The 15,586-nt window shown below is 72.8% G+C and carries 12 protein-coding genes; 6 read left to right on the top strand and 6 right to left on the bottom strand.

Going from position 1 to position 15,586, the window contains the following annotated elements:
• Window positions 1–218 precede the first annotated feature (218 nt).
• Both TU30_RS18815 and idi read left to right on the top strand, forming a co-directional pair.
• Window positions 219–1,157, top strand: coding sequence for a cation diffusion facilitator family transporter (locus TU30_RS18815; protein ID WP_042171564.1), 939 nt, complete (start codon window positions 219–221; stop codon window positions 1,155–1,157).
• A 356-nt stretch (window positions 1,158–1,513) separates the two neighbouring features.
• Window positions 1,514–2,107 carry an isopentenyl-diphosphate Delta-isomerase gene (gene idi / locus TU30_RS18810; RefSeq protein WP_042171563.1) on the top strand — a complete coding sequence of 198 codons (594 nt, stop codon included), beginning with the start codon at window positions 1,514–1,516 and terminating at the stop codon, window positions 2,105–2,107.
• Window positions 2,108–2,190: 83 nt separating this feature from the next.
• On the opposite strand, the gene TU30_RS18805 is transcribed toward idi, so the two are convergent.
• Window positions 2,191–2,706: an ATP-binding protein gene (locus TU30_RS18805; RefSeq protein ID WP_042171672.1), complete on the bottom strand. Its 516-nt coding sequence runs from the start codon at window positions 2,704–2,706 to the stop codon at window positions 2,191–2,193.
• A gap of 174 nt (window positions 2,707–2,880) precedes the next feature.
• A complete protein-coding gene (locus tag TU30_RS18800; protein ID WP_042171562.1) occupies window positions 2,881–3,504 on the bottom strand; it encodes an HdeD family acid-resistance protein in 624 nt (207 codons plus the stop codon).
• 113 nt (window positions 3,505–3,617) lie between these two features.
• On the opposite strand from TU30_RS18800, the gene TU30_RS18795 reads away from it, so the two are divergent.
• The 3 genes from TU30_RS18795 (at window position 3,618) to TU30_RS18790 (ending at window position 7,115) form a co-directional block, all read left to right on the top strand.
• Window positions 3,618–4,373, top strand: coding sequence for an enoyl-CoA hydratase/isomerase family protein (locus TU30_RS18795; protein ID WP_042171560.1), 756 nt, complete (start codon window positions 3,618–3,620; stop codon window positions 4,371–4,373).
• A gap of 107 nt (window positions 4,374–4,480) precedes the next feature.
• Window positions 4,481–4,609 (top strand): LPFR motif small protein, encoded by a 129-nt coding sequence (locus TU30_RS38045; protein ID WP_370626673.1) that lies wholly within the window; start codon window positions 4,481–4,483, stop codon window positions 4,607–4,609.
• A 103-nt stretch (window positions 4,610–4,712) separates the two neighbouring features.
• The gene (locus TU30_RS18790; protein ID WP_042171558.1) at window positions 4,713–7,115 is read left to right on the top strand and encodes a Tex family protein; all 2,403 of its coding nucleotides are present in this window, start codon (window positions 4,713–4,715) and stop codon (window positions 7,113–7,115) included.
• Between the two features lie 480 nt (window positions 7,116–7,595).
• On the opposite strand, the gene TU30_RS18785 is transcribed toward TU30_RS18790, so the two are convergent.
• Together TU30_RS18785 and TU30_RS18780 are read right to left on the bottom strand one after the other, a co-directional pair.
• Window positions 7,596–9,257: an ABC-F family ATP-binding cassette domain-containing protein gene (locus TU30_RS18785; RefSeq protein ID WP_042171555.1), complete on the bottom strand. Its 1,662-nt coding sequence runs from the start codon at window positions 9,255–9,257 to the stop codon at window positions 7,596–7,598.
• A gap of 55 nt (window positions 9,258–9,312) precedes the next feature.
• On the bottom strand, window positions 9,313–10,353 hold the full coding sequence (locus TU30_RS18780) for a hypothetical protein (RefSeq protein ID WP_042171553.1): 1,041 nt from the start codon (window positions 10,351–10,353) through the stop codon (window positions 9,313–9,315).
• A 66-nt stretch (window positions 10,354–10,419) separates the two neighbouring features.
• Between TU30_RS18780 and TU30_RS18775 the strand changes: the two genes are divergently transcribed.
• Complete coding sequence (locus TU30_RS18775) at window positions 10,420–11,373, top strand: FAD-dependent oxidoreductase (RefSeq protein ID WP_042171551.1); 954 nt, start codon at window positions 10,420–10,422, stop codon at window positions 11,371–11,373.
• A 106-nt stretch (window positions 11,374–11,479) separates the two neighbouring features.
• On the opposite strand, the gene TU30_RS18770 is transcribed toward TU30_RS18775, so the two are convergent.
• Both TU30_RS18770 and TU30_RS18765 read right to left on the bottom strand, forming a co-directional pair.
• The gene (locus TU30_RS18770) at window positions 11,480–13,222 is read right to left on the bottom strand and encodes a BCCT family transporter (RefSeq protein WP_042171549.1); all 1,743 of its coding nucleotides are present in this window, start codon (window positions 13,220–13,222) and stop codon (window positions 11,480–11,482) included.
• Between the two features lie 194 nt (window positions 13,223–13,416).
• Window positions 13,417–15,411 (bottom strand): Xaa-Pro dipeptidyl-peptidase, encoded by a 1,995-nt coding sequence (locus TU30_RS18765; protein WP_042171547.1) that lies wholly within the window; start codon window positions 15,409–15,411, stop codon window positions 13,417–13,419.
• Window positions 15,412–15,586 lie beyond the last annotated feature (175 nt).

Below are 15,586 nucleotides of genomic sequence, written 5' to 3'. Positions count from 1 at the left end.
TCCGGAACCGCTCCGGTCGAACGGCACCCGCCCCTTCGGCTCGTCCGCAGCGTCGGCCGGGGCATCCGGGAGAGGCGCGCTCCGCTCTGGAACACGTCTGACCTGCGTACCGTTTCCGCAGGTCAGAGCACATGACAACGGTGTTCAGTGCCGCGTTGCCGGATACCCCCGGCCCGTAGTTCACTGTGATCCGGACGAGTCAGGGAGGAACGGCTTCCATGGGGGCTGGGCACGATCACGGGCACGCGCACGGCACACCCGCCGGCGGTACGGCGAGCGCGGCGTACCGCGGCAGGCTGCGGGCGGCGCTGGCGATCACGCTCGCCGTCATGGTGGTCGAGATCATCGGCGGTGTGCTGGCCGACTCGCTCGCCCTGGTCGCCGACGCGGCCCATATGGCGACGGACGCGCTGGGGCTCGGCATGGCGCTGCTGGCGATCCATTTCGCGAACCGCCCGCCGAGCGAGCGCCGCACCTTCGGCTACGCCCGCGCGGAGATAATCGCCGCGCTCGCGAACTGTCTGCTGCTGCTCGGGGTGGGCGGCTACGTGCTGTACGAGGCGGTCCAGCGGTTCATCACGCCGGCGGGCACCGAGGGCGGGCTGACGCTGGTCTTCGGCGCGATCGGCCTGGTCGCCAACATGGTGTCGCTGACGCTGCTGATGAGCGGGCAGAAGGAGAGCCTGAACGTGCGCGGGGCGTTCCTGGAGGTGGCCGCCGACGCGCTGGGCTCGGTCGCGGTGATCGTCTCGGCGCTGGTCGTCGTGGCGACCGGCTGGATGGCCGCCGACCCGATCGCCTCCCTCGTGATCGCCGCACTGATCGTGCCCCGCACCTTCAAGCTGCTGCGCGAGACCCTGGACGTGCTGCTGGAGACGGCGCCCAAGGGCGTGGACATGGCCCAGGTCCGGGCGCACATCCTGGACACGCAAGGCGTCGAGGACGTGCACGACCTGCACGCCTGGACCATCACCTCGGGCATGCCGGTACTGTCCGCGCACGTGGTCGTCAGCTCCGAGGTGCTCAGCGCCATCGGGCACGAGAAGATGCTGCACGAACTGCAGAGCTGCCTGGGCGACCACTTCGACGTGGAGCACTGCACCTTCCAGCTGGAACCGCGCGGTCACGCGGAGCACGAGGCGCGGCTCTGCCACTGAGACGGCACCGGGCCGTGGGCGCCGTCCCGGCCGCCGTGGGCTGACGTGGCGGCGGGGCGCCGGGGGCGGCCCGAGCGGGAGGCGCCGCTGGGGCGTGAGTGTGGTGTCCGTGCGCCGGGGAGGCATCCTTCCGCCCCCTGCCTGCGCCCTTTCGTCCATGGCGCCCCGCATTTCACGATTTCACGGTTCTCCCGCCGCCGGCCCGGGCAGGTCGTCCACGGGGCCCCTCTTCCGGTGTCCGGCCCGCGCCGGCCACGGGCCGGGCCGCCCGCGGGACATGCGGGCGGTGCGGGAGTGCCGGGAGTGCCGGATTCGTGCGGCAGACTTGGGGCGCGAAGACCGAGTGAAGGATGGGTATGCCGATCACACCTGCCACCGCGACGCACAGCCCGTCGGGCCCTGCCGCCGAGGCGATTCTGCTGGAGCTTGTCGACGAAGACGGCGTGACGATCGGTACCGCGGAGAAGCTGGCCGCCCATCAGCCCCCGGGGCAGTTGCACCGGGCGTTCTCGGTGTTCCTGTTCGACGAGCGGGGCCGGCTGCTGATCCAGCAGCGGGCGCTGGGCAAGTACCACTCCCCCGGCGTGTGGTCCAACACGTGCTGCGGGCACCCCTACCCCGGCGAGGCGCCGTTCGCGGCGGCGGCCCGGCGGACCTTCGAGGAGCTGGGGCTGTCCCCGTCGCTGCTCGCCGAGGCGGGCACGGTGCGCTACAACCATCCGGACCCGGCCTCCGGTCTGGTCGAGCAGGAGTACAACCACCTGTTCGTCGGCATGGTGCAGGCGCCGCTGCGGGCGGATCACGAGGAGGTGGCGTCCACGGCGTTCGTGACCCCGGACGAGCTGGCCCGGCGGCACGCCGAGGACACCTTCTCGGCGTGGTTCACGACCGTGCTGGACGCGGTCCGCCCGGCGGTCCGGGAGCTGACGGGACCGTCGGCGGGCTGGTGACCGTGCGCGGGGCCGGTCGCGGACCCGCGTGTGCGCCGGGTCTGCCCGGGCCCATGCGGTCCGGGCCCGCGCGGTCCGGGCCGTCAGACCTGCGCGGACTTGAGCGGCAGGGCGGCCCAGACCACCTTGCCGCCGCCCGCGGTGTGCTCGACGTCGCACATGCCGTTCGCCTCACGGGTGATCTCGCGCACCAGGAGCAGTCCGCGGCCGCCGGTGCGGCCGTGGTCGGTCTCCAGAGCGGTCGGACGGTAGGGGTGGCCGTCCTCCACGGACACCCTGACCCACTCGGCTCCGACGGCGACCTCCACGGCGAGCACCGGGGAGAGCAGGGCCGCGTGCCGTACGGCGTTGGTGACCAGTTCCGACACGATCAGCAACAGTCCCTGGACCACCTCGTCGGCGACCGGCACCCCCTGGCGCAGCAGCAGGTCCCGTACGGCGTGGCGCGCCTGCGGGACCGAGGCGTCGAGGGCGGGGGCGGTGAACCGCCAGACGCCTTCGTACGGCAGTGGCGCCGGTCGCGGTGTCACGTTCTTCGCCTCGGTGGGTCTCTCCCCGCCCTGTGGGCGTGGGCCGGGCCCGCGCCCCTGGTCGTCCATCGTCCGGTCGCCACCCTCACGCTCGATTGTCACCACACGTCGAGTGTTGGCACCTGTGCGCACCCCGCCGGAGCCCTGAACAGAAGTCAGCGGATATCGAGCGTTTATGGCCGTTGGCTTATGCCGTCGTCGCTTGCGGCACCGTTCCTGTTCGCCCTGTGGAGGGTCGGTGAACTATTCGGGTTGTGCGGGTCCGGCATGGGGCCCCGTGCTCTCCGGACCCGTCAGCTGGTCGGAGACCATGCCCACGATCCTGCGCCCGCCGTAGCCGGTGGCGATCAGCCCGAGCCCGTCGAAGAGCAGGGCGAGCGAGAGGAAGGTGCCGATCACGTACTGGCTGCTGCTCGGCCAGGTGGCCAGGACCAGGATGCCGAGGAGGAGGCCGAGGACGCCCTGCAGGAGCGTCACACCGAACTGCGGCCCGCGGACCACCACGCTGCCCACCAGGCGGAACAGCCCGCCGGTGAGGAACAGCAGTGCGGCGAACATGGTCAGCCCCTCGGCGGCCGCCTCCGGTGTGCGCAGGACCACCACACCGGCCGCGACGTTCAGCGCCGCGACGATCACGGCGAGCCAGAAGAAGTTGGTGTGCCGGGCCTGGACCGCGTGCAGCAGCGAGACCGCACCGCCGATCAGCAGCAGCCAGCCGAACAGCACCATCGTGGTCAGAGTCGCGACGCCGGTGTAGACCAGACCGAAGAGGCCGGCGGCGACCAGGATCACGCCGAGCGCGGCGAGCCGGCCGAAGCCGCTCTTCAGTTTGGCCGCCTCGCCCCGCGGTGTGGTGGATTTGGCCATGACTGCCTCCTCGTTGTCCGTTCCCTCCCCTTCTCCCCTGCCCCCGGTGTCGCGTAACACCTCGCACGCTCCTGCCGGTCGGCGCCCCGACCGGGGCGGATAGCATCCGGCGCATGGAGCCGCAGCTGTCGCACAGTGTCACCGACTCGGTCGCCACGGTCGTCATCCGCCATCCGGCGAAGCGCAACGCCATGACGACCTCGATGTGGCGCGCGCTGCCGCCGCTGCTCGACACGCTGGCGGACGACGCCGGAGTGCGGGCGCTGGTGCTCACCGGCGAGGGCGAAACCTTCTGCGCCGGGGCCGACATCTCCACGCTCAGGGGCTCGCCGCAGGAGGCACAGCGGCTGGCCGTGGCGGCCGAGGAGGCGCTCGCCGCGTTCCCCGGGCCGACGCTCGCGGCGGTCCGGGGCCACTGCGTCGGCGGCGGGGCACAGCTGGCGGCGGCCTGCGATCTGCGGTTCGCGCAGGAGGGGGCGGTCTTCGGGGTGACCCCGGCCCGGCTCGGGATCGTCTACCCTGCCTCCTCCACCCGGCGGCTGGTCTCGCTGGTGGGACCGGCCACCGCCAAGTACCTGCTGTTCTCCGGTGAGCTGATCGACACCGCGCGGGCGCTGCGTACGGGGCTGGTCGACGAGGTGCTGCCCGTGGACGGACTGGACCGGCGGGTCACGGAGTTCACCGCGGTCCTGGTCTCGCGTTCGCAGCTGACGCAGGCGGCGGCGAAGGAGTTCGCGGACGGACGCACCGACCGGGACAGCCACTGGAGCGGTCAGGCGCGCGGCAACGGCGACACGGCGGAGGGGGTCGCCGCCTTCCTCGAACGCAGGCCACCCCGGTTCGGCTGGACTCCGCCGGGGCGCGGGTAGGGCACGGCGTACGCGACGGACAGGCATGGTGAAGCGTTGACGAGGTATCCGTAGGTGACCGTCCGCTCCGGCCCGGGGCGGACGGAGAACCGAAGGAGGAGATCGTTGTGCGTGCCATCGCGGATGTTCTGCGTCAGATCGGCGGCGCCGCCGCCACCGTCGTGACCCTGCCGTTCCGGGCGCTGGCCCGGCTGTTCGGGGGTGCCTCGTCCGCGGGGCGGGGCCGGCGCGCCTGACCCGGCGCGCCGGGACCCCGCGAGTCGCCGCCCTGATCCCCGATGGTCGGCACCACCTGCCACAATTGCCGCGCAACCTCAGCGAAGAAGGCGGTACGGGATCGTGACGACACCCCTCCAAGGGTCCATCGAAGGCAGGATCGCCGAGGAGCTCGGCGTACAGGAGCGGCAGGTCAGGGCCGCCGTGGAACTGCTCGACGGCGGTTCCACGGTGCCCTTCATCGCCCGCTACCGCAAGGAAGCCACCGAGATGCTCGACGACGCGCAGCTGCGCACGCTCGAGGAGCGGCTGCGCTATCTGCGGGAGCTCGAGGAGCGTCGTACGGCGATCCTGGACTCGGTGCGCGAGCAGGGCAAGCTCACCGAGGAGCTTCAGGCACGGATCCGGGGCGCCGAGACCAAGGCGCGCCTGGAGGACATCTACCTGCCGTACAAACCGAAGCGGCGGACCAAGGCGCAGATCGCGCGCGAGGCGGGGCTCGAGCCGCTGGCGGACGGGCTGCTCGGTGATCCGGGCGTCGAGCCCCTCGCCGCGGCCGCCGCTTTCGTGGACGCCGAGAAGGGTGTCGCCGATCCGCAGGCCGCCCTGGACGGCGCGCGGGCCGTCCTCACCGAGCGGTTCTCGGAGGACGCCGACCTGATCGGCGAGCTGCGGGAGCGCATGTGGATGCGCGGGCGGCTCGTCGCCCGGGTGCGTGACGGCAAGGAGGAGGCGGGCGCCAAGTTCTCCGGCTACTTCGACTTCGCCGAGCCGTTCACCGAGCTGCCCTCGCACCGCGTCCTGGCGATGCTGCGCGGCGAGAAGGAGGAGGTCCTGGACCTCGTGCTGGAGCCGGAGGAGGCGACGGAGGGCCCGTCCTCGTACGAGGGCACGGTGGCCCACCGGTTCGGGATCGGCGACCGGGGGCGCCCGGCCGACAAGTGGCTGCTGGACACGGTCCGCTGGGCGTGGCGCACGCGCATCCTGGTGCATCTCGGGATCGACCTGCGGCTGAGGCTGCGCACGGCGGCCGAGGACGAGGCGGTGCGGGTGTTCGCGGCGAATCTGCGCGACCTGCTGCTCGCCGCTCCGGCCGGCACCCGCGCGACCCTCGGCCTCGACCCCGGCTTCCGTACGGGGGTGAAGGTCGCCGTGGTGGACGCGACGGGCAAGGTCGTCGCCACCGACGTGATCCACCCGCACGTCCCGGCGAACCGGTGGGACGAGTCGATCGCCAAGCTGGCCCGGCTCGCCAAGGAGCACGCCGTCGAACTGATCGCGATCGGCAACGGTACGGCGTCCCGCGAGACCGACAGGCTGGCCGGCGATCTCATCACCCGTCACCCCGAGCTGAAGCTGACGAAGGTGATGGTGTCCGAGGCGGGCGCCTCCGTGTACTCGGCGTCCGCGTTCGCCTCGCAGGAGCTGCCCGACATGGACGTGTCGCTGCGCGGGGCGGTCTCGATCGCGCGCCGGCTCCAGGACCCGCTGGCGGAGCTGGTGAAGATCGACCCGAAGTCGATCGGCGTCGGCCAGTACCAGCACGACCTGTCCGAGGTGAAGCTGTCGCGTTCGCTGGACGCGGTGGTGGAGGACTGTGTGAACGGCGTGGGGGTGGACGTCAACACGGCGTCCGCGCCGCTGCTCGCCCGGGTCTCCGGCATCACCTCCGGACTCGCCGAGAACATCGTGTCCCACCGGGACAGCAACGGGCCGTTCGCCTCCCGCGGCGAGCTGAAGAAGGTGCCGAGGCTCGGCCCCAAGGCGTACGAGCAGTGCGCGGGCTTCCTGCGGATCCGCGGCGGCGACCCGCTGGACGCCTCCAGCGTGCACCCGGAGGCCTATCCGGTGGTCCGGCGCATGGTGCAGAAGTCCGGCGAGGAGGTCGCCTCCCTGGTCGGCAACACGGGGGTGCTGCGCTCGCTGAGGCCGCAGGACTTCGTGGACGAGACGTTCGGTCTGCCGACCGTCTCGGACATCCTCAAGGAGCTGGAGAAGCCGGGGCGCGACCCGCGGCCGGCCTTCAGGACCGCCGCCTTCAAGGAGGGCGTGGAGAAGATCTCCGACCTGTCCTCCGGGATGATCCTGGAGGGTGTGGTGACGAACGTGGCGGCCTTCGGCGCGTTCGTCGACATCGGCGTCCACCAGGACGGCCTGGTGCATGTCTCCGCCCTGTCGAGGACGTTCGTCAAGGACCCGCGGGACGTGGTGAAGCCGGGCGACATCGTCAAGGTGAAGGTTCTCGACATCGACATTCCGCGCAAGCGGATCTCGCTGACCCTGCGGCTGGACGACGAGGCGGCGGAGCAGACCGAGGCGGCTCCCCGCGGGCGCCGGCAGCGCGGCGGCGGGCGCCTGCAGCAGCAGCGCCAGGGCCAGGGGCAGGGCCGTGGTGGGGGCGGTGGGGGCGGTGGCGGCGGTCGCGGAAACGGCGGCACGCGTCAGGCACCCGCACCGGCGAACAGCGCGATGGCCGACGCCCTGCGCCGGGCGGGGCTGGCCGACCCGAAGAAGGGCAAGCGCTAGGCCCTGTCGTCACGTTCCCGCCGTCCGCCCGAAGGGCGGGCCGCGCGGCGTCAGGTGCGTGCTCTCGGCGCGCCGGGCCCTGACCCTTGTACTGGATGTACTCGGGTCAGGGCCCGGCACGGCGAGAGTGCGTGCATGGCGCCGCGCGGCAGGCGGGAATGTGACGACAGGGCCCAGGCCCTGTCCGGCGGATCGTGCCGAAGACGTGGGGTCCGGCACGCTCGTCTGCGGCGTTGTCGTCGGTTACCGACTCCCCCGGGCTCTCGGTTCCACTCGAGCGGGGAGGGACCCCCATCGCGTCGGCGCCCTCCCACGACCTGATCCGCCGGACAGGCCCTGGGCCCTGGACAGCCCCCGAGCCCTGCGTCGACCGGCGGCCCGGTTCCTCCGCGGCGTGCGAGGGGCCGGGCCGCCGGGCTGTTCGGCGGCGGCCCGGCCCGGCGCCGGATCAGGCCCCGTCCGCACCTGGTCGGTGCCCGGTCAGGCCCGGACCGCACCCGGTCGGACTTCGGTGACCTTGCCGTCGGCCACTTCCAGGCGGCGGGTGACGTGGACCGCGTCGAGCATGCGCCGGTCGTGGGTGACGAGAAGGAGGGTTCCTTCGTAGGAGTCGAGGGCCGACTCCAGCTGCTCGATGGCGGGCAGGTCGAGGTGGTTGGTCGGCTCGTCGAGGACGAGGAGGTTGACGCCCCGGCCCTGGAGGAGGGCGAGGGCGGCGCGGGTGCGTTCGCCCGGTGAGAGGGTGACCGCCGGACGCGTCACGTGGTCCGTCTTGAGGCCGAACTTGGCCAGCAGGGTGCGGATCTCGGCCGGTTCGGTGTCCGGGACCCCGGCGCGGAAGGCGTCGAGCAGGGCCTCGGTGCCGTGGAACAGCGCGCGGGCCTGGTCGACCTCGCCGAGCAGCACGCCCGAACCCAGCGCGGCGTGCCCGGCGTCGACCGGGACGCGGCCCAGCAGGGCGCCCAGCAGGGTGGACTTCCCGGCGCCGTTGGCACCCGTGACGGCGACCCGGTCCGCCCAGTCGATCTGCAGGGTGACCGGTCCGAGCACGAAGTCGCCGCGCCGCACCTCGGCGTCCCGCAGCGTCGCCACCACCGCGCCGGAGCGCGGGGCCGCGGCGATCTCCATGCGCAGCTCCCATTCCTTGCGCGGCTCCTCGACCACGTCGAGACGCTCGATCATGCGCTGGGTCTGGCGGGCCTTGGCGGCCTGCTTCTCGCTGGCCTCGCTGCGGAACTTGCGGCCGATCTTGTCGTTGTCGTTGCCCGCCTTGCGGCGCGCGTTCTTCACGCCCTTGTCCATCCAGGACCGCTGTGTCCGGGCACGGTCCTGGAGCGCGGACCTCTTGTCGGCGTACTCCTCGTACTCGTCGCGGGCGTGCCGGCGGGCCACCTCCCGTTCCTCCAGGTAGGCCGCGTAGCCGCCGCCATAGAGGTTGATCTGCCGCTGGGCGAGGTCGAGTTCGAGGACCTTGGTGACGGTGCGCGTGAGGAACTCGCGGTCGTGGCTGACCACGACCGTGCCGGCGCGCAGACCTTTGACGAAGCGTTCGAGGCGCTCCAGACCGTCCAGGTCGAGGTCGTTGGTCGGCTCGTCGAGGAGAAAGACGTCGTAGCGGGACAGGAGGAGGGAGGCGAGGCCGACGCGGGCCGCCTGGCCGCCGGACAGGGCGGTCATCGGCTGGTCCTGGCCGACCGTCAGCCCGAGCGACGCGCTGACCTCCTCGGCGCGTTCCTCGAGGTCGGCGCCGCCCAGGGCCAGCCAGCGCTCCAGGGCGTCCGCGTACGCGTCGTCGGCGCCGGGCGCCCCGTCGACCAGGGCCGAGGTCGCCTCGTCCATCGTCCGCTGGGCGTCGGCGACGCCGGTGCGGCGGGCCAGGAAGTCCCGGACCCTCTCGCCGGGCCGGCGCTCCGGCTCCTGCGGGAGGTGGCCGACGCTCGCCGTGGGCGGGGAGAGCCGCAGCTCGCCCTGTTCCGGCGCGGTGAGCCCGGCGAGCAGACGCAGCAGGGTGGACTTGCCGGCGCCGTTGGCACCGACCAGGCCGATCACGTCGCCGGGGGCGACGACGAGGTCGAGGCCGCTGAACAGGGAGCGGTCGCCATGGCCGGCGGAGAGGTTCTTGGCGACGAGGGTGGCAGTCATCAGACCGCCGATCCTAGCTCCCCGCGTGCTCCCGCCCCGGCCCGCCTCCCGGCGCTCACCGCCGTACCGCCGCCGTCAGGACCGCCCCGGCGGTGCGGGCCACCAGGTAGGACTCGCCCTTGACCGTCCTCGGATCCAGGGGGATGCGGTGGCGGCCCGGTTCCAGGACGCCGTCGAAGAAGTCGCGGGTGTGGGTGCGGGCGAGACGGTCGAGGCGGTACGCGGTGAGCCGCACCCGGCACGACGCGGTGACCTCGACCTCCGCGTCGGCACGCGCCGGAGCCGAGGAGGCGGGGGCGGTCAGCGCGGTCAGGCGGCGCTGTCCGGGCGGGCTGCGGTCCAGGGCGTGCTCGGTCTGGGCGACGAGCAGCGGGACGATCGGGGCGTGGCCGTCGACGCAGGGCACGTCGACACCGGCGGCGGCGAAGGCGGCGCGCACGGCGGCCCGTTCGGCGGGGCCGGCCGACCGGTCGAAGACGACGGCGGCGTAGCCGCGCAGTTCGTCGGCGGGGACACCGTCGGCGTCGTGGGCGATGTCGGCGCCGACGCCGGCGGTGCGCAGGGCCGCGACGAGCCTGGCCGGCAGGGCGACGCGGGCGCCGACCAGCAGGACGCGGCGGCGGGTGTCCGGGGCGCCGCCGGCCGGCAGGGCGGCGAGGGCCGTGCGGTAGTCGGCGCCGCGGAAGCGGAACGGGCCCAGGCCGTGGTACCCGTTGCGTTCCAGGTCGGCGTGTTCGTCGGTCTGCCAGGCGAAGTCCCGCCAGATGTAGTCCTCGCCGTCCCGCTCGATGGCGGCGGTCACCGCACCGCAGCCGAGGTCCTCGCACTCGGGGCAGCCGTAGACGATGTACCGGCCGGACGGCAGCGGTGCCCCGGTCTCGAGGAGCAGGCTGCGGACCTGGGCGGTGAAGATGGCGGGCGGGACGTCGGAAGCGAGCGGGGAGACGGCGTCGAGGTCACAGAGGCGGGACAGCAGCGGGCGTCCGTCGACGACGAAGTCGACGGAGTCCCGGTGGACCTGGTGGTCACCGCCGGGGAGGAGTCCACCGGCACGGATCGCCGGTGTCAGGCCGAAGGTCGCGTACTCGGCAGACATGCTGTGAGTATTTCCGCAGCGGGACGGACCTGAGCACTGCATGACATATTCCGCTAACGTCCCCGCATGGAAACCGAACCGGTCTTCGATGTCCGTGTGGTCGGCGGCGGGGTCGTCGGGCTGACGACGGCCGTCGTCCTCGCCGAGCGGGGCGCACGGGTGGGGCTGTGGACGCGCGACCCGGTCGAGCGGACCACCTCGGCGGTTGCCGGGGCGCTGTGGTGGCCGTACCGGATCGAGCCGGTGGCGTCGGCGCACGTGTGGGCGCTGCGTTCGCTGGACGTGTACGAGAAGCTGGCGGCGCGGCCGGAGGTCACCGGCGTACGGATGGTCGAAGGGGTACTGGGCGGGACCACGCTGGACGAGGTCGGTGCCTGGGCCGCCGCGCGGCTGCCGGGACTGCGGGTGTCAAGCGCCGAGGAGCACCCGTCGGGGCCGGGTGTGTGGGCCCGGCTGCCGCTGGTCGACATGTCGGCCCATCTGCCCTGGCTGCGGGAGCGGTTCGTGGCCGCGGGCGGGGTGGTGGAGGAGCGCGTGGTGACGGACCTCGCTCGGGCGGACGCCCCGGTCGTGGTGAACTGCTCGGGGCTGGGGGCGCGCGACCTGGTGCCCGATCCCGCGGTGCGTCCGGTGCGGGGGCAGCTGGTCGTGGTGGAGAACCCGGGGATCCGTACCTGGGCGGTCTCCACCGGCGCCGACGGGACGACGGCGTACGTCTTGCCGCAGCCGGGGCGGCTGGTGCCGGGCGGTACGGCGCAGGAGGACGACTGGTCCCTGGAGCCGGATCCCGCTCAGGCCGAGGCGGTCGTGCGGCGGTGCGCGGCGCTGCGGCCCCGGATCGCGGGGGCGCGGGTCCTGGAGCACCGGGTGGGGCTGCGGCCCGCCCGGGACGCCGTCCGCATCGAACGCGAGTCGCTCCCGGACGGGCGGGCGCTGGTGCACAACTACGGCCACGGCGGCGCGGGGGTCACCGTGGCCTGGGGCTGCGCGCGGGAGGCGGCGGAACTCGCCCCGGGGTGAGGGCCGGCGTGGCGGCCGCGGAAACGGCCGGGCCGGCCGCCCCCTCGGAATCGGGGCGGCCGGCCCGGCCGGTGCGTGCGGCGACGGCCGGATCGGCTGCCGGCACTCAGTGCTCGGCCGGTGCCTCGTAGTGCTTGCCGACCGGGTCCCCCTCCACGTCCGTACCGGCCCCGGGCCCGATACGGAGTTCGAATTCCCCGTCGTACTTCGTGTGCCCCGCGATGACGGCCAGGTCGACCGCCTCGGACCCCACCTCCCTGCGCACGATGACCGGGTCCCGGCGCAGGTCGCGCATGAGCGCCACGCACATCAGGATCATCACGACGACGAACGGGGCCGCCGCGAGGATCGTGATGTTCTGCAGGCCGGTCAGCGCGTCGCCGGAGCCGCTGCCCACCAGCAGCATGATCGCGGCGACCGCTCCGGTGACCACGCCCCAGAAGACCACCACCATGCGTCCCGGTTCGAGCGCCCCCTTCTGCGAGAGCGTGCCCATCACGACCGAGGCGGCGTCGGCGCCGGAGACGAAGAAGATGCCGACGAGGATCATCACCAGGAGGCTCGCCGCCGTGGCGAGGGGGTACTCCTGGAGCACCGCGAACAGCTGTCCCTCGGCCGTAGACTCGTCACCGAGCCGGCCCTGCTCCTGGAGCCTCATCGCGGAGCCGCCGAAAATCGCGAACCAGATCAGGCTGACCGTGCTGGGCACGAGGATGACTCCGCCGATGAACTGACGGATCGTGCGGCCCCGGCTGATGCGGGCGATGAACATGCCGACGAACGGCGTCCAGGAGATCCACCACGCCCAGTAGAAGACGGTCCAGCCACCCAGCCAGTCCGCCACTCCCTCACCGGTGCTGGCCTCCGTACGGCCGGCCATCCGGGGCAGTTCCCCCAGGTAGCCGAAGACCGAGGTGGGCAGCAGGTCGAGGACGAGGACCGCGGGACCGGCCATGAACACGAACAGGGCGAGCACCAGGGCGAGCACCATGTTGGTGTTGGACAGCCACTGGATGCCCTTCTCCACGCCCGACACCGCGGAGGCGACGAACGCGACCGTGAGCACCGCGATGATGCTGACGAGCAGCCCCGTGCTCACCTCGTCCATCCACTCCAGTTCCTGCATGCCGGAGCCGATCTGCAGCGCGCCGAGCCCCAGGGAGGCCGCCGAGCCGAAGACGGTCGCCACGATGGCGAGGACGTCGATCGCGCGCCCGGTGTTCCCGTTGGCGTGCTTCGAACCGATGAGCGGGGTGAAGACGGCGCTGATGGTCTGCCGGCGGCGCCTGCGGAAGGTGCTGTAGGCGATGGCGAGGCCGACCACGGCGTAGATCGCCCACGGGTGGAGCGTCCAGTGGAAGAGCGTGGTCGCCATGGCCAGTTCCATGCGCTCGCCCGAGTCGGCCGGGTCGGTGCCGGGCGGTGCCGTGACGTAGTGCGCCAGCGGCTCACTGACGCCGTAGAACATCAGGCCGATCCCCATGCCCGCGCTGAACATCATCGCGACCCACGACACGGTGCGGAACTCGGGTTCCTCGCCCTCGGCGCCGAGATGGATCCGGCCGTAACGGCTGGCCGCGAGCCAGAGGGCGAAGACGACGAAGCCGGAGGCGGCCAGCATGAACGCCCAGCCGCCGTTGTGCATCAGACCCGAGAGCGCGCTGCTCGAGACGTCCTCGAGGGAATCGGTCGCGGTGGCGCCCCAGACGACGAACGCGACGGTGAGCACCGCCGTGACACCGAACACCGTCCGGTCGGTCCGCGGGCCCTCACGGCCCGCCAGGCCCGCCTCCGAGCCCGGCAGCGGGCCCGTCCTGTGGTCCTTGTCGCTGTGCTGGTCCTTCGTCACAAGCGGCACCTTTCATCGAGCCGTTGGCCGGAGGATCACTCTTCCAGCCATGCCCCTACCACCTGTGGCGCAAAATTCACCTCCGCGGCGGTCACGTTCCTGTCACCCGACGGGCGGACGGTGATCGAGGGGATCACGCGTCCGCCCGAGTGGGTGACCGGTCGTGCGCGAGGCCGTGACCGGCGGCGCGTGGATCATCCGGTTCCGGAGGTGTCCCCTGCTCCTCCCGGAACGCGCTGGACGGTGTGCGGGGAACGCACGCCGTCGCGGACGGGGGCGTCGAGAGCGGGCCCGGACCCGGTGGGCGCGTTCACGGTGGCGCGGACGAAGGCGGCGGTTCCGCCGGTGAACGGGACGCGCACGGAGGTCCGGGCGAGGTCCACGGCGAGGGTGGGGGTGTCCGCCGGGGGGTCGATCAGGCCGCGGTCCGTGCCCGCGACGATCAGGGCGAGACGGTGGCCCTCGGGGACGACGTGGTCGGTGGCGGCCAGGTCCAGGGTGACGGTGTAGCGCTTGCCCGGGGTGAGCGGGGCGCCCTTGCCGTTCGAGGCGTGGGTGCCCAGGTCGGCCCAGCCCCGGCTGACGATCGTGTGACCGACGTCGGCGGTCGTGGCCTCGGTCTCCCGGTAGCAGGAGCTGTCGCCCTCGGTGCTCGCGCCCCAGCAGGTGCGGTCGGTGCGGGTGGTGATGCCCTCGCCCGCGGCGGCGTAGTCGCGGATGGTGTCGGGACCGAGGTCGACGAGGACGGCGGACAGGTGTGCCGTGGCGGTGCTGGGGGTCACGGTGACGGTGGCCTCGGAGTCGCCGGACACCCGCAGGTCACGGGAGAGCGGCACGGTGACGAAGCCGGCCTTCTCCGGTGTCGACGTGTCGACACCGGCCGCCCAGTCGGTCTCGTCGAGGCTCGGGTCGTCGGTGAACGTCTCGGTGCCGCGCCCCTTGCGCAGACCCAGTGTGCCGACGCCGTCCTCGGTGCCGTGGGCGGGGCGCAGGGTCGCGGCACGGGTGCCCCGCGGCGGCCAGCTCTCCGAGGTGACCCACTGGTCGGGCGCGCGCTCGATGTCGGCCATGGGCTCGCGGTCGATGCCGTTGTCGAGGCCGAGGAGCTCGTGGTCGAACCAGCGGTGCAGGGTGTCGACCCAGTCGGCGCGGCGGAAGTCGAACGGGTCGACGTGTCCGGTCCGGGAGAGCCAGATCTTGCGGTCGACGCCGTTCTTCGCGAGGGCGTCCCACCACGGGCCGACGTGCTGCATCCGCACGTTGAGGTCCTGCATGCCGTGTACGAGGAAGACGCTGGCCCTCACCTTCTTCGCGACGCGCACGTAGTCGCGTTCGGTCCACAGCGGCGTCAGGTCGCCGGTGCGCGGGGCACCGTCGACGAGCTCGCGCTGGACGGCCCCGCACCGGGCGCGGGCGTCCGGGCTCTCCACGTAGTTCGACAGCCAGTCGGGGCCCGAGTCGTAGAGCGGGGCGCCCTTGCTGAAGTAGTAGTCGTACCAGGAGGAGATGGCGGCAATCGGCACGATCGTCTCGAGGCCCTCGACGCCGGTGGCGGCGACACCGTTGGCGATGGTGCCGTCCCAGCTCTTGCCGATCATGCCGGTGCGGCCGTTGGTCCAGCCGGCGTCGGCCCGCTCGGCTCCGGTGCGGGTGGTGTAGGCGGTGCCGCGGCCGTTCAGCCAGTCGACGACGGCCTTCGCGGACTGGATGTCAAAGCGGCCGCCGACGTCCACACAGCCGTCGGAGCGGCTGGTGCCGGCCAGGTCGACGCCGACGACGGCGTAGCCGCGCGGCACGAAGTAGTTGTCGTAGAACAGCGGCATCCGTACGACGTCGCCGTTCGCGTCGTACGTCTTGCGCTCGCTCTCGTTGCCGCGCCCGCAGCAGGAGTAGTACGGGCTGGCGTCCATGATGACGGGGACCTTCCGGCCCCGCTGCGCGGGTTCGGCGGGGCGGACGATGTCGGCGGCGACCCGGTCGGTCCGTCCGTCGCCGTCCCCGTCGAGTCCGGTGTCCACCCAGACGGCCTCGCGGATCGCGTCGTCGTAGGAGTGGACGGGCAGGCTCTCGCGCGGCGCGGTGCCCGCCGCGGCGGTCGCCGTCGTGGGGGTGAGCAGCGTGGCCGTCAGGGCGGCCAGGGCCACCGTCACGAGCGGTCTCCAGGTCGTCAAGCGCGTGCGTATCGGCATGCGCGGACGGTACAACGGTCAACTCGTGTGCAGAAGGGGGCGTCTGACGACCCGTTGGCATGCGGGCGGAGCCGGGAGCCGGGGGTCACACCGCGTCGGCCGACCGTGTGGGCACCCGGACGTCCCGCTCCCCGGGGGTCGTCCGGACCGCCCCCGGGGCCAAGGGGTCCTTTCC

This window comes from Streptomyces sp. NBRC 110035, assembly GCF_000829695.1.
Classification (GTDB): domain Bacteria; phylum Actinomycetota; class Actinomycetes; order Streptomycetales; family Streptomycetaceae; genus Streptomyces.
Note: the sequence above shows the minus strand (reverse complement) of the source record. Positions and strands in the feature narration are given on the sequence as shown.